Origin of the sequence: Paenibacillus sp. 598K (genome assembly GCF_003851045.1) — a bacterium.
Lineage (GTDB): Bacteria > Bacillota > Bacilli > Paenibacillales > Paenibacillaceae > Paenibacillus_D.
Genome location: NZ_BFBX01000010.1, coordinates 1 through 14835 on the forward strand (window position 1 = coordinate 1; position 14835 = coordinate 14835).

10 protein-coding genes are annotated in these 14835 nt (G+C 59.8%); 9 read left to right on the plus strand and 1 reads right to left on the minus strand.

What is annotated here, in order from left to right; all coding sequences use genetic code 11:
• Window positions 1-3615, plus strand: a 3615-nt coding sequence (locus PA598K_RS03520) for an immunoglobulin-like domain-containing protein (protein WP_185601517.1), incomplete at its 5' end; no start/stop codon positions are given.
• 236 nt (window positions 3616-3851) lie between these two features.
• On the opposite strand, the gene PA598K_RS03525 is transcribed toward PA598K_RS03520, so the two are convergent.
• On the minus strand, window positions 3852-5165 hold the full coding sequence (locus tag PA598K_RS03525; protein WP_128655521.1) for a PucR family transcriptional regulator: 1314 nt from the start codon (window positions 5163-5165) through the stop codon (window positions 3852-3854).
• Window positions 5166-5387: 222 nt separating this feature from the next.
• Here PA598K_RS03525 and PA598K_RS03530 point away from each other — a divergent pair, with 222 nt between their 5' ends.
• The 8 genes from PA598K_RS03530 to PA598K_RS03565 all read left to right on the plus strand — a co-directional run bounded on the left by PA598K_RS03530 (window position 5388) and on the right by PA598K_RS03565 (window position 14828).
• Window positions 5388-6443, plus strand: a complete 1056-nt coding sequence (locus PA598K_RS03530) for a uroporphyrinogen decarboxylase family protein (RefSeq protein WP_128655522.1) — start codon at window positions 5388-5390, stop codon at window positions 6441-6443.
• Between the two features lie 31 nt (window positions 6444-6474).
• Entirely contained in the window at window positions 6475-7467 is a 993-nt protein-coding gene (locus PA598K_RS03535) for an ABC transporter ATP-binding protein (RefSeq protein ID WP_376739034.1), read from the plus strand.
• Window positions 7451-8455: an ABC transporter ATP-binding protein gene (locus tag PA598K_RS03540; protein WP_128655524.1), complete on the plus strand. Its 1005-nt coding sequence runs from the start codon at window positions 7451-7453 to the stop codon at window positions 8453-8455. Before PA598K_RS03535 ends, PA598K_RS03540 begins: the two co-directional genes overlap by 17 nt.
• A 27-nt stretch (window positions 8456-8482) precedes the next feature.
• Window positions 8483-9439 carry an ABC transporter permease gene (locus PA598K_RS03545; RefSeq protein WP_128655525.1) on the plus strand — a complete coding sequence of 319 codons (957 nt, stop codon included), beginning with the start codon at window positions 8483-8485 and terminating at the stop codon, window positions 9437-9439.
• Window positions 9440-9452: 13 nt separating this feature from the next.
• Window positions 9453-10373, plus strand: coding sequence for an oligopeptide ABC transporter permease (gene opp4C / locus PA598K_RS03550; RefSeq protein ID WP_128655526.1), 921 nt, complete (start codon window positions 9453-9455; stop codon window positions 10371-10373).
• A 148-nt stretch (window positions 10374-10521) separates the two neighbouring features.
• A complete protein-coding gene (locus tag PA598K_RS03555; RefSeq protein WP_128655527.1) occupies window positions 10522-12180 on the plus strand; it encodes an ABC transporter substrate-binding protein in 1659 nt (552 codons plus the stop codon).
• 56 nt (window positions 12181-12236) lie between these two features.
• On the plus strand, window positions 12237-13631 hold the full coding sequence (locus tag PA598K_RS03560; protein WP_128655528.1) for a M20/M25/M40 family metallo-hydrolase: 1395 nt from the start codon (window positions 12237-12239) through the stop codon (window positions 13629-13631).
• Window positions 13632-13646: 15 nt separating this feature from the next.
• Window positions 13647-14828: a metal-dependent hydrolase family protein gene (locus PA598K_RS03565; protein WP_128655529.1), complete on the plus strand. Its 1182-nt coding sequence runs from the start codon at window positions 13647-13649 to the stop codon at window positions 14826-14828.
• Window positions 14829-14835 lie beyond the last annotated feature (7 nt).

The window sequence follows — 14835 nt, forward strand, 5'->3', positions numbered from 1 at the left end:
CCGAAGCCAGGGGCAGCGCCGGAGCTGTATCCAGCGCCTGTGCCGGAACCGGGAACTGATCCTGATACGACGAAGCTGCCGAGCGACCCAGTGATCCCGGTCGGAGCAGGCAACCATCTGGTCGTGAAGGTGTCGTCGAGCAAGATCGCTACGCCGAGTGCGGGCGACCCCGCGCCAACCAACGGTGTCATTAACCCGTACACGCTGGGCGATGACATCCCAGGCGTCGATCCGGTGGTCAATCGGTACATCGGCATCTATGAAGTAGACAGCAACAACAAGGTCGTGAAGTTCAGTCTGCTCGTCCTTGGCAAGGATGATGTGAAGCCTAGTCCAACTGCGGCGCCGGACTTTGGCCCCAAGCCGACTCTGGAACCAGGCAGCAACCCAGGCACAACGAAGCTCAAAGCCGATCCGCCAATCACGGTCGGCGCAGGTCATCATCTGGTCGTAAAGGTATCAGCTAGCCCGATCGCAACACCTAACGCAAACGATGCCGAGCCTGACGGCACAGGCGTCATCAGTCCGTATACGATGGGGGATGATATCCCGGGTGCGGACGCCGAAGTCAATCGGTATATTGGCTTGTACGAGGTGGATGCGTCGGGCAAGGTCGTAAGGTTCCAGCAGATCGTGTTGAGACATGGCGACATCTCGCCTGTGTCCACTGCACTGCAGCAAGACCTCGACCAGTTGACCCTCGGCTATCAAGCTGGAGATCATCAGCAGCATGTGACCCGTACGGTCTATCTGCCCGCAAGAGGGCAATCGGGCCTGACGAGCATCACATGGACGAGCAGCGATACAGCCCGTGTTCAGAGCAACGGCCGCGTTACCCGACCTGGGGTCGATGATGCGGATGTGTACGTCACCTTGACTGCGGTGATCCGAGAGCAGGCAACCGGAGCTGTCGCGACCAAGGACTTCATCGTGAAGGTGCTGAAAATGACCGATGAGGATGCTGTGCGCGAAGCGGCCAAGGAGTTGACAGTGAATACAGGCGTTACATTCGCGCAGGGCGATACGTGGGAATCCGTGACGCTTGATTTCCTGATGCTGGGTCAAGGGTTATATGGAACATCGATCTCCTGGTCCTCGGCAGATCCGGGCACGATCGCCATCGGGACGCAAAACGGACAAGCGCAGGCGAGTGTCGTTCGTCCACAGAGCCGCGACAAGCATGTCGTGCTGACAGCGACGATAGCCAGAGGCGAGGCTTCCGTTACGAAGACCTTCCTTATGGTCGTGAACAATCGGACGGTCACAAAGGTTGACGGCGAGACGAGACAGCCGACATCGAGAGTGGCAGAAGCGACCGTGAACCCGAATGGTACGCCGAACAGCGATCAATTTACTATCCTGCGGACGCGGCTGTCAGACGGAACAAGTATCGATACGGTTATTGTCGACCCAGCCAAGATGACGCTGCTGACCGATGCATTCGATCCTGGAGAGAGTGAGGCGGCCAAGCGTACCGTAGAGCTGCGAATTGCGCAATCGGCAAGTGAGCCGGCAGACGAAGTTGCCGTAGAGATCCCAGGCTCCGCTGTCGCAGCGGTAGCCGACCGCAACGGACTGCTGGTTATCCGAACCGATGAAGGCAGTATCAGCATCGGTACCGACACGCTGAAGCAACTGGCAGAGCAAGGCACCGACCTATACTTCCGGCTCGTACCTGTGAACAGCAGCACGGAGCAAGCCGAAGCGGGTCAAGCGCTCCGCGAGGATAGTCAAGTGAAGCAGGCTGCAACTGGCAGGACGCTGAAGCTCTTGGGGGTTCCAAGAAAGATCGAAACGAACTTGACCGGAAGTCAGACGAGAGTAACGCTCCCACTCGACAGTGTCTTGCTTGCGGCCCAACAACCAGATGCTCTGCATGTATTCGTCGAGCACAGCGACGGGACGACCGAGCTATTGCGGGGCATCCTGCGGAGGGAGAATGGAACGTTGACTGGCGTCGAGATTGCGATCGATCGATTCAGCCGCTTCCAGGTTGTCTCCATCGATGCGGCCCAAGGAAGCAATGGCGGCAACAATACGGGGGGATACCATCCAGCGCCGACCTTGTCCCCGCCGGCAACGCTGGACAAAGGCAGCAAGGACGGGGCGACCAAGGTCGTCGTGGGAACGCCGGACAAGGGGAATAAATGGGTCGTGAAGGTATCGAACACTCCAATCTCCGTCCCGAGAGTCGGAGACCAGGCGCCGTCAGGCGAAGGCGTGACGAATCCTTACGTATCCGGCGATGATATCTTCGGCTCGGATGCGGAGCGGAATCGGTATATCGGCGTCTACGAAGTGGATGCGAATCATCGGATTGTGAAATTCCAGTTGCTGCTCGTCACCCCGGGGAAAATCCAGCAGGTGGAGGGCGTGCTGATCGATCTGATACTGAATGGCGTGAGACAGCGGGATACAGCCATCCTCGATCAGTCGGCATCGACTGACCAAGCGGCTGCGCGAATTATCGTAGACAATGACGCGATCCTCAAGCTTCTGACCGACGCGCCAGCAGGAAGCGTGCTGACGGTTCCTGAGATTGCGGATGTAACTATCGCGGATGCAGTCGTGAATGGCGAACTGCTGGATCGGATGATACAGCTTGATGGCGTATTCCGAATCGAGAGTGGTCTAGGGGCATACACGGTGCCTGCGGCAGCAATAGATCTCACTACGCTCGGCAATCCTGACGATCCAAGCGATCGATTCGTAACATTCTCGATTGCTTTGGCCAATTCAGCCGATGCCGCGCATATGAACGAATTGGCAACTGCCGATCGAATGATGCTGACAGGTACTCCTGTCCGGTTCTCAATCGTTGCAGAGTGGAATGGGGCTGTAGTGGAGGTCGAGAGGTTTAATCGCTATGTGCAACGAGAAGTCCGACTTCCGAAGGGCGCACAATCGGAGGTTACGACAGGCCTCTCGGTTACGAAGGATGGTACGCTTCTGCATATGCCGACTCGTATAGAGATTCGCGACGGCGAGCGTTACGCCGTCATCAACAGCTTGTACAATGGCGACTTCGCGCTGATCGGCAAGCAGGTTGCATTCGAGGATGTGAGGGGACATTGGGCGGCGACTGCAATCGATGAGATGGCATCGAGAAGCATCGTCGTCGGGATGACGAAGGATAGATTCGAGCCCAACCGACCGATTACGCGAGCCGAGTTCATCACGATGCTCGTGCGGTCTCTCGGTCTGAAGAACGACGCAGGCGAGGAGCAGCGCTTGAGCGATGTGAACCCGGGCGATTGGTTCTATGATTCTGTATCTGCCGCAGTGAAGTTCGGGCTGGTAAAAGGCTATGCTACAGGAGCGTTCAAGCCGACGAATCTTATTTCCCGTGAAGAAGCGTTGACGATCCTTGCAAGAGCGATGGCACTTACAGACTTGCATAAGGAGCTTAAGTCGGGCGCTGCGGACGCGTTGCTGGCCGCTTTTGCAGACAGTAATGAGGTTGCCCAGTGGGCCCGTCAGGGTATGGCGGCGGCGATAGATTCAGGCATCGTTCAAGGTCGCGAGACGAAGGAGCTTGCGCCGAAGGCTCTGATTACGAGAGCGGAGGCGGCAACGATTATCGAGAGATTGCTACGCGCTTCAAAGTTGATCTAAGCTCGCGGCGAAGCTTTAATTTCCCTGCCCATGTAGGAGGGCGCTAATACCAGTAATATGGGTCATCCCCCTTTAGGACAAGTTATCCATTGTTCTAAAGGGGATTTTTTTAATGATAAGAACTCTTGGAGCAAAGGTCGGCGGCGGCAATCAGTCATCTTAAACGCTGTTTAGGCAGCGAGGTCTCCTTAGTGTATTCAGACACGCCCAGTGCTATCCTTCACCCAACAGGGTTGTCATATGGCTCGTTCCGCCTTCATTTCATCCTTCACCAGATCATACGCCCGGATCGCTATCTCCAGGCATAATCGCCGTTCTGGTCTCAGATAATCAGGGCCGAGCAGCTCATCCAGCTTGTCCAGGCGATGATACAGCGTTTGCCGGTGGATGAACAGCCGCTCGGCCGTCTCCTGCTTGGAGCCCATGCAGGACAGATAGTGGTCGAGCGTGTGCACCAGCGCCAGTCCTCCCGATTGCTCGTAGGCCAACAAGGGGCCGAGATGGTTCTGCACGAACCGGATCAATTGGTCGGTATCGCCGATGCTTTTTAGCATCTGGTAGATTCCCATATCCTCGTAAAAAGCGCTCCCCGAAGGCTTCTCCTCCAGCATGCGCGTAATCGCGACGGCATCCAGCGCTTCCCGGTAGCTCTGGGCGGCCTCGCGCAGCGAAGACTTCACATGACCAAAGCCCGCATGAATGCGCAGCGATTCCTCGGGACGCAGCCGACTGGATTTCATCAGCAGCTCCGTTACCTTGCGAAGCGACTGCTTCACCTTCTCCCATTGCGCCTGCCTGTTGCCGAAGGTCTCCCGGATGCAGAGCAGATGGATGACGTTATTGTGCAAGAGCAGCAAGTTATATATGCCGTGCGTGGACAGAAGCGAGCGCAGGAGCATCAGGATATCCTGGTTGGGCCCCTTGGCGGAGAAGCTCTCCTCCCGCTGTCCCGAACGGTCCAGGATGACAGTGCCCGAGACGAATAAATAATGTCCTGTCGACAAGGAGGGAAGGCCGATCTGGGCGAGCATCTGATCCTCGTGGGGGATATCGCCGAACAGGATGCCGTGGACCAGCGTCGCATGCCCCTCGCTCATCCGGTCATCCAATACGAGCTTGCGCAGCAACAGCTGCTCTGCAGTCCTGCCCGCATAGTCCAGCAGGAGATCGATGTACAGGCTGTCTTCTTCGGTCATCGCGGACGCTTGAGCGGCCAAGCCGATATAGGACAACACGTGTCCAAGCCCCAGCACCGGCTGCAGAACGACGACGGTTCCCGAGGGGAGCGTCAGGCGCGTTGGCTTGCGGCCGGTTGGCGGCTGACGATCCACTAATGCCTCGGCTTCGCGCAGCAGCTCCTCTCCCGCTCCCGGTTCGCCCTCGGCCGGAATACAGAGCGAGGCTTCGGTGATCGAGAGATATAGCGATGTATAGGAAGTGAAGGATTTCAGGCACTCGACAATTGTATGAACTTCGGCCTTTTTAATAATGGCTTGTTGCAGGCGATGCGAAAAGTCGGCGAGCTTGCCCAGATTATGCGTTATCTCCATGCTGAATCCCTCCTCTCCTCATTCTGGAAGCGTTTCTGATCAAAATCGCCCTACAAAATGTAAAATCAAGCGGCCGACGAATCAGACATTGTGTATGAAGAAATGAGATTGGGGTCGTTTATAATGAAATTATGCGATATCTAAGTTAGCCTATCGGATATTGAGAATTATAGTACGAGTTTTCCGGAAAAACCATTCCTAAATCTAGGAAGGACGTTCGAAATGACGATTGAATGGACGAAAAAGACGCGTTTCCTTCGCATATTGCGAGACGGGCAGGCTGCTGATCGGCCGCTCGTATCGGCGTGGCGGCATTTTATCGAAGCCGAGCGCGACAGCGAATTGCTAGCTGCGGCAACGGTTGCGTTTCAACGCGAGCATGACTGGGATTTTGTCAAGATCAATCCCCGGACGACGTATTACGCAGAGGTCTGGGGCAATGAATACGACTACGAGCAATATGACGGGGTTGTGCCGGCCGTAGCCAAAGCGCAAATCTCGACAGCCGACGAGCTGCGACGGATTACCCGCCGCCCGGCAGACGCCGAGCCGTTCCGCGAGCAGCTCGCGACGATTGCGGGCGTGCGCCGCGAGCTCGGAGAGGATGTGCCGATTGTCCAGACCTTGTTCTCGCCGCTAGCGGTGCTGGAATACCTCGGAGGGCATCGCACGTTAGCCTCCTATCGTCCCGCGATTCGCGAGGCGACGCCGCTGCCAGGATTGCTGGCAGCGAGTCCGAACGAGGTCCACGCTGCGCTGCGCCACATTACCGAGACGCTGGCAGGCTATGCCCGGGCGGCGTTGCAGGCGGGAGCGGACGGGATCTTCTACGCGGTGCTCGGACTGGCGCGCGACGGCTACCTGACGGAGGAGGAATACGAGACGTTTGGTCGTCCGTATGACTTGATGCTGCTGAAGGAAATTGCTCCGGCGCCGATCATCCTCCATACTTGCGGACCGGAAGCGCATCCCGAGCGGTTCGCGGATTATCCTGTGTCCGCGCTTCACTGGGCGGATCGCGCTCCGGGCAATCCGCCCCTCGCGGAGAGTCTGAGCTGGTCGGAGAGCCCCGTCGCGATGGGCGGAGTAGACGAGCGGTTGTTCGCTGCTGCGGGATCGGCCGATGAGGTGGCGCGGCAAGCAGACGAGGCCATCCGCAGCCTGACCGGACGGCCATTCGTATTGGCCCCGGGCTGCGGCTTGCCGCTCGAGTCGGATCGCGAGGCGCTGCGAGCGCTGAGGGCGGCAGTAGAGCAGCAACATACGCCTGAGCAATAGGCAGCGGAGAGGGGGAGACGCTTTGGAGGCGGTGCTGGAGGTTCGGCAGGTGCAAGTGACGTTCCAAACGGAAAAAGGCGACATCGCGCCGGTTGAAAATGTCGACTTTCGTCTCGGCAAGGGGGAGACTCTGGCCATCGTCGGCGAGTCGGGCAGCGGCAAAAGCGTAACCAGCTTGTCCATTATGGGCCTGCTCGGAAAAGCCGGCCGAGTGAGCCGCGGCTCCATCTCGTTTGATGGCCGGGAGCTGACGGGGCTGACGGCCAGAGCGCTGAATCGGATTCGCGGCAATGAGATCTCGATGATCTTCCAGGAGCCGATGAGCGCGCTTAACCCGGTGCTGACGATCGGTCATCAGCTTGCCGAGCAGATCCGCAAGCACCGGAAGCTCAGCCGCAAGGAGGCGCGCGCCGAAGGCGAGGCGATGCTGAGGAAGGTGGGCATCGCGCGCGCGGAGTCGATCATGCGGGAGTATCCGTTCGCCCTGTCGGGCGGCATGCTGCAGCGGGTCATGATCGCCATGGCGATGTCTTGCAACCCGAAGGTGCTGATCGCCGATGAGCCGACAACCGCGCTGGACGTCACGATACAAGCGCAGATCCTGCGGCTGATGAAGGGGCTGAAAAAGGAGTTCGGCACCTCCATCGTGCTGATCACGCATGACATGAACGTTGTAGCCGAGATGGCTGATCGCGTCATCGTCATGTACGGCGGCGAAGTGGTGGAGGAGGCGGATGTGTTCCGGCTGTTCGACCATCACCGCCATCCCTACACGAAAGGGCTGCTCGAATGCATCCCGCAGATTGGAGGGGGCAAAGGAGAACGATTGGCGGCGATTGCGGGCACGGTGCCGCTTCCGCAGCATATGCCAACGGGCTGCCGCTTCCAGGACCGCTGCCCGCATGTGATGGATCGGTGCAGAGAGCAGCACCCGCCGCTGCTGGCAGCCGGTCCGGGACACCAGGTGCGCTGCTGGCTGGCTGCCGATGGAGAGGGGGGAGCGGGAGATGGACAGACACGATGAGGGCGAGTCCAAGGCCAAGGAGCATCCGTTGCTGGAGGTTGGCGGACTGAAGAAGCATTATCCGGTCCGCGCCGGCCTGCTGGGCAGACCTGCGGGACAAGTCAAGGCGGTGGATGGCGTTTCGTTCCGTCTTGAGCAAGGTCGTACGCTAGGCATCATCGGCGAGTCGGGCAGCGGCAAGTCGACGATGGGCCGGCTTATCCTGCAACTGGAGCAGCCTACGGAGGGCAGCGTGACCTTCCAGGGCCGCGAGTTGACGGGACTGACCCAGCGCCAGCTTCGGCCGATGCGGACCGAGATGCAGATTGTATTCCAGGACCCGTACTCCTCGCTCAATCCTCGCAAGCGCATCGGCGACCAGCTTGGCGAGCCGATACGCGTCCATCGGCTGCTCGAGGGCGCTGCGGTGGAGACGCGAGTGCAAGAGCTGCTGGAGACTGTAGGGCTGTCCAGACATCACCGGAACCGGTATCCCCATGAATTCTCGGGGGGCCAGCGTCAGCGGATCGGCATCGCGCGGGCCTTGGCGCTGAATCCGAAGCTGATCGTATGCGACGAGCCGGTATCGGCGCTGGATGTGTCGATCCAGGCTCAGATCCTGAACCTGCTCAAGGATCTGCAAGGCGAGCTGGGCCTGACCTATCTGTTCATCGCCCATGGCCTGGGCGCTGTCGACTATATCAGCGACGAGATCGGGGTGATGTATCTGGGCAAGCTGGTGGAGATCGGCGACAGCGCCAAGCTGTTCGGGGCGCCCAGACATCCTTACACCGCTGCTCTGCTGGCTTCGAACCCCCCGGCCTCTCCGCATGAGCGGAGCGCGGACGAGCCCGTGCTGCAGGGAGATATCCCGAGCCCGCTGCATCCGCCCGCAGGCTGTCGCTTCCATACGCGATGTCCGTATGCGCAGCCGCGCTGCAGCACGGAGGAGCCGGCTCTGACGGGCGAGAGCGACCATTTGGCCGCATGCCACTATCCGCTGCATTGACCAAGTCCCCAGACGAGGAGGAAGAGCATGCTTCACTATTTGCTGCGCCGCATCCTGATCGCGATTCCAGTCCTCGCAGGGATCACGCTGTTCAATTTTCTTATTATCAATATGGCGCCGGGCAATCCTGTAGAGATGTTTATTAATCCCTCCATGAGCCAGGCCGATATCGATCTGCGCAAAGAGCAGCTCGGCATCAACGATCCGATTGCCATGCAATATTTCCGCTGGCTGGGCAATGTGCTGCAAGGCGATTTCGGCTATTCCTATTCAAGCTACGAGCCGGTAGCCCAGGTGGTCGGGGCGCGGATCGGACCTACGCTGCTATTGATGGGCTCATCTCTGCTGCTGGCCTACCTGATTGCCATTCCGATCGGCATTCTCAGCGCCAGGAAGCAATATTCATGGCTGGATTACTCCGCAACCTCCTTTTCCTTCCTCGGCGTGTCTGTCCCGAACTTTATCCTCGGGCTGGGCGGCATCTATCTGTTCGCGCTCACTTGGAAGCTGTTCCCGACGGGCGGGATGTACACACTGGGCAAGGAGAAGACGCTAGGCGATCTGCTGCACCATCTGATCATGCCGGCGCTCATCCTGGCGACCGCCTCCGCAGGAAGCATGGTGCGATACGTGCGCTCGAGCGTGCTGGAGGTGCTGGGGCAGGACTATCTGCGCACAGCGAGAGCCAAAGGGCTGTCGGAGTTTATCGTCATCAACAAGCATGCGCTCCGCAACGCGATGATCCCGATCATTACGGTCGTAGGGCTCGATGTGCCGCTGCTGTTCGGCGGGGCGGTCATCACGGAGCAAGTATTCGGCTGGCCGGGCATGGGACAGCTGATGATCCAATCGATCGGCTCGCGCGATTATCCGACGTTGATGGCGATTAACCTGATCGCGGCAGTGGCCGTGCTGGCCGCTAACCTCTTGACGGACATCGCTTATGCGGCGGCGGACCCTGCGATCAAATACAGCAAACGATGAAGGGAGCGAGCTCATGCGTACGAAAACCGTGCTGACAGACGGCGAGGGCGGCCGGGAGATCGCATCGGCGGAGATTGCGGCGGAGCAGGACGGCGGCTGGCGGCTGCTCGCCAGGCGGTTTTTCCGCCACAGGCTGGCCGGAGCGGGACTGGTCCTGTTCGCCTTGCTGGCGCTAATGGCGCTGCTGGCGCCGTTGTTCGCTCCCTATGATCCTTATGCGGTCGGACGCTCCTATCTGGCTCCTTCGTGGTCGGACGGACATCTGCTCGGTACGGATCAGAGCGGTCGCGATGTGCTCAGTCGGCTGATCTATGCCTCGCGGGTCTCGCTGTCCGTCGGCGTCGGAGCGGTAGCGATCTATGTCGCCATCGGTACGCTGGTCGGCGCCATTGCGGGATATTTCGGCGGCTGGGTCGACAGCCTGGCGATGCGGATTACCGATGTGTTTATGTCTTTTCCTTACCTGATGGTCATTCTCGTCATGGTCAGCGTGCTCGGACCCAGTCTGGGCAACATTATTTTGGCGCTTGGCCTGCTCGGCTGGCCGTCGGTCGCCCGGCTGATCCGGGGCGGCGTGCTATCGGTCAAGGAAAAGGAGTTCGTCAAAGCGGGGATCGCGCTCGGCTACAGCACGCCGCGGCTGCTTTTCCTGCATATTTTGCCCAATGTCATCGCCCCTGTCCTCGTCAATGCCACCTTCGGCATTGCTGTGGCGATCATTACGGAAGCGTCGCTCAGCTTCCTCGGCATGGGCGTCCAGCCTCCGACCGCGAGCTGGGGCAATATGCTGATCGAAGCGCAGTCCTTCTCCACGCTGTCCGGTCGTCCCTGGTTGTGGGTGCCGCCCTCCTGCATGATTATCATTGCGGTCATCTCCATCAACTTTATGGGCGACGGCCTGCGCGATGTGATGGACCCGAAGGGACGGCGCTGATGCGCACACAGGATCGACCGGCCATGAGCCCGGGCGTCCGACGGAGCGAGTGAGAGCTCTGAAGCTGGTGACGCCACGCGGCAGCCAGCGCTGTCACGGTTCCAGCACCAATGGAGCACATACAAACATTATTTGGAGGGTTACTCGCATGTTGAAAAAATCTGCTCTTCTGCTTCGCCTGTTCGTCATCGTCGTCGCCATTGCCGTTATCGCCGCGTGCAGCAACAACAATGCCGGCACATCCGGTACGAACGAGCCGCCGGCAAGCAATGGCCAGGCGAGCGGCGAGACGCCTGCCGCCGACAAAACGCTGTTCATCGGCATGTCCATTCCGCCGGTCGCATTTAACCCGCTGGCCAACGGCGATATCGCATCCACGTACGTCCAGGGCTTCCTGTTCGATCCGCTGCTGGTCATGGACGGCCCGCTCAGCTTCGTGCCGAAGCTGGCGACATCGATCGAGTCGGAGGATAACCAGAACTACACGATCAAGCTGGACGAAAAAGCGACCTGGTCCGACGGCACGCCGCTAACGGCCGACGATCTGATCTTCACGCTGAACCGTGCGGCCGACCCGCTGGTGAATTCCGTATACGGCGCCTACGTGTCGATACTGGAAGGCGTCGAAGCGACCGGCAAGCTGCCGGAGGGACAAAGCGAGATTCCGTCCGTCAAAAAAGTCGATGCGCATACTGTCACCCTGACGACCAAGCAGCCGGTGGACCCCAATCTGGTGAAGGAGCAGATCGGCTCCAAAATTTTGATCCTGCCCAAGCATGTCCTCGACAAGGTCGCCAAGGATCAGCTGGCGCAAGATCCGTTCATGCTGAGCCCGAACGTCACCAGCGGAGCGTTCACCTTCGTAAAATACGAGAAAGACCAATACGTGCAGCTAGCCGCCAATCCCGACTACTATCAGGGCGCGCCAAAGCTGGCTAACGTCTACATCAAGATCCTGACCGTGCCGAATCTGGTCGCTCAACTGCAGAGCGGCGAGATTCATATGACGTCCGGCGGTTCGCCGGCCAAAATCCCGGTGCAGGACTATGAAACGATCCAAAACCTGCCCGACGTGACAAGCAGCATCGAAACAACGCTGAACTTCCAGAGCGTGCTGATCAATCAAGCCAAGCTGACGAATGTGACATTGCGCCAGGCGATCGCGCATGGCATCAACCGCCAATTCATCGTCGACGAGCTGCTGGCGGGCACCGGAGAGATCATTAACAGCCCTTATACGTCCTTGCATGCATACAGCAATCCGAATGTGAAGTCCTACGACTACGATCCGGAGAAATCCAAGGCGCTGTTCAAGCAAGCCGGCTGGAACTTCGACGACACGCTGGAGCTGATCGTGCCTACAGGCAACCAGATCCGCGAGCAGGTAGGCAACATTATCGTCGAAAATCTGCGTCAGGTTGGCGTAAAGGCTCAAATCTCCACCTTCGACTTCCCGACGGTCATGCAAAAGGCGCGCGCGGGCGAATACGACCTGCTGCTCATGGGCTTTACCTTTACGATGGACCCGGACTACACCTCGCTCTACGGCAGCAATGAGCCATACAACTTTATGAAATACGAAAGCGCAGAAAACGACCGGTTGCTGCTCGAAGGCAAAAACGAAGCCGACCCGGCCAAGCGCAAGGAGATCTACAACCAACTGCAGGAGCTGTGGCAGGAGGATCTGCCGATGATCACGCTCTATTCCGATCCCGACTTCATCGCCGTATCCAAAAAAGTCATCCACGGCGGTCCTAAAGTGTTCGGCACGTTCGCTGATCTGCAAAACTGGGATATCGAGGCGTAAAGCACCGGCCGCGCGAGCCTGTCGGCTCGCGCAGACGGCGGAAGGAGGAAACAGACATGTCCAGCAAGGAAGCGGACCGTTGGTTGCAGGCGGCCGAGGAGGCGTACCCTCTCGCGGTCCGGCTGCTCGGGGAGATGGTGGCCATCCCTTCCGTCGCGGCGCAGCATCGGGAGATCCCGGCCGCTGCGTCCTATGTGAAGCGGAGCGTGGAGGCGTTGGGCGGCGAAGCGTTGATCTACGACGACCTGCCCGGCAATCCCGTCGTCTACGGCTTTTTCGCCGCAGGTCCGGGCGGAGATGCCGACAGGACGCTGCTGTTCTACAACCATTACGATGTCCAGCCGGAGGAGCCGGCAGAGGAATGGGAATCGCCGCCCTTTGCGTTGACGGAACGGGAGGGCAAGCTGTTCGGGCGCGGCGTCGGCGACAACAAAGGCGATATCGCGGCGCGGCTGGCGGCGGTCGACCTGCTCCGGCGACAGCCGGGCGGTCTGCCCTGCAACGTGAAGTTTATGGTCGAGGGCGAGGAGGAGATCGGCAGCCCGAATCTGGCCCCTTATGTGGCCCGGTACGCCGAGTCCTTTGCCGCTGACGCCTGCATCTGGGAGTTCGGCTACAAGGATGAGGGCGAGCGGCAGGGGCTGGTCGCGGGCTTGAGAGGACTGCTCTATCTCGAGCTGGTCTGCAAGGGAGCCGATCAGGACCAGCACTCGCTGGCCGGCGGCTATATCGACAACCCTGTGCTCCGTCTGGCGCATGCGCTCTCCAGCCTGAAGGATCCGAACGGGGAGGTGCTGGTGGCCGGCTTCCACGATGACGCTCAGGCCCCTACCCCCGAGGAGCTGGAGGCGGTCAGGCAGCTTCCGTTTGACGGCGAGGCGATCAAGCGGCTCTACGGCCTGCGCCTGCCCTTGCTGACGGAGCGCTCCGGTAAGGACCCGCGCGTCGTCACCGCCTTTGAATCGCTGCTCACCGTCTGCGGCATCCAGGGCGGATATACCGGCAGCGGAGCCAAGACGCTCATCCCGAGCGAAGCGATGGCCAAGGTCGAGGCCAGGCTGGCGGCGGGGCAGGAGCCGCAGCGTATCCTCGAGCTGCTCCGCGCGCATCTGGATCGGCATGGCTATGACGACATCCAGATCCGCGTGCTGAACGACCGACAGCGGGGCTTCCGCTCCGATCTGTCCGATCCCTTCGTCCAGCTGGTGCGGAGCACGGCAGAGGAGCTGTATCCAGACGGCGTCACGCTCACGCCCAGCCATCCGGGGTGCGGCCCCATGTACGATCTGGGCTCGGTGCTGCAGCTGCCTATCGTCAGCACCGGCATCGGCTGGATCGGTTCGCGCTATCACGCGCCCAACGAGAATGTCCGGATCGCCGACCTGAAGCAGGGCATCGCTCACATCGCTTTACTGCTGAGCCGCTTCGGCGGACAGCCATCTACGAACTGAGAGGAGGCGACAGCCTTGAAACTGTTAAAAAACTGCATCCTGATCGACGGCTTGTCTCAAGAGCCTGTGGATGACGCCTATGTCGTCATCGACGGCGACACGATCGCCGCCGTTGGCCGCGGCGCATATCCCTCGACAGCCGCTGAAGTGATAGACTGCCAGGGCGCTTATGTGTTGCCCGGCTTGATCGATACGCATGTGCATCTGATCTGGAACGGCTCGTCCCATCCGCAGTCGCTGATCGCCGGAGCCGATCCCGAGACGGTAACGCTGTATGCTTACCGCCATGCCTTGCAGACGCTGTCGCTCGGCATTACCTCGGTGCGCGATCTCGCCTCGCCGTTCAAGACGGTGCTGCAGCTGCGCAACGCCATCAACGCCAATCTGCTGGTCGGCCCGACGATCGTCGCGTCCGGGCCGTCGATCAGCATGACAGGCGGCCATATCCACTACATCGGCGTGGAGGCCGACGGCGAGGACGAGGTCCGCAAGGCGGCGCGTCAGCTGCTGAAGCAAGGGGCCGACGTCATCAAGGTGATGGCGACGGGCGGCATCTACACGAACGGCGAGGAGCCGGGCTCGGTCCAGATGACGTTGTCCGAGCTGAAGGCGGCCCGCGAGGAAGCGGCCAAGAAGAACAAGAAGACAGCCGCCCACGCCCAGGGCTTGCAAGGCATCGTCAACTGCCTCGATGCCGGGATCGAGACGATCGAGCACGGCATCTATGCAGACCGCGACGCGCTCCACCGCATGAAGGCGCAAGATGCGTATCTGGTGCCCACGATGATCGTGTTCCGCAATCTGGCTTCGGACAGCGGCATCCCGGCCTGGGCACACAAGAAGGTGCAGCATGTGCTGGAGCCGCATCGCAGCATGCTCGAGCAGGCCGTGTCGCTGCAGGTCAAGATCGCCACAGGAACCGACTGCGGCTCTCCCGCGACGCCGCCGAGATTTTACTTTGACGAGCTGGTGATCATGCAGGAGGCAGGCATGACGCCGATGGAGGTTATCCACGCGTCCACGCGAGTAGCCGCTGCATGCATCGACCTTCACGATCGCGGCACGATCGAAGCCGGCAAAAAGGCCGATCTGCTAATTGTGCGGAGCAATCCGCTTGACGACTTGCATGCTCTCAGAGAAGACAAGCAAGTGATGAAGGACGGGCGCTTAGTAAGCGGAAAACTGCTTTTGCTGTGACGGTACC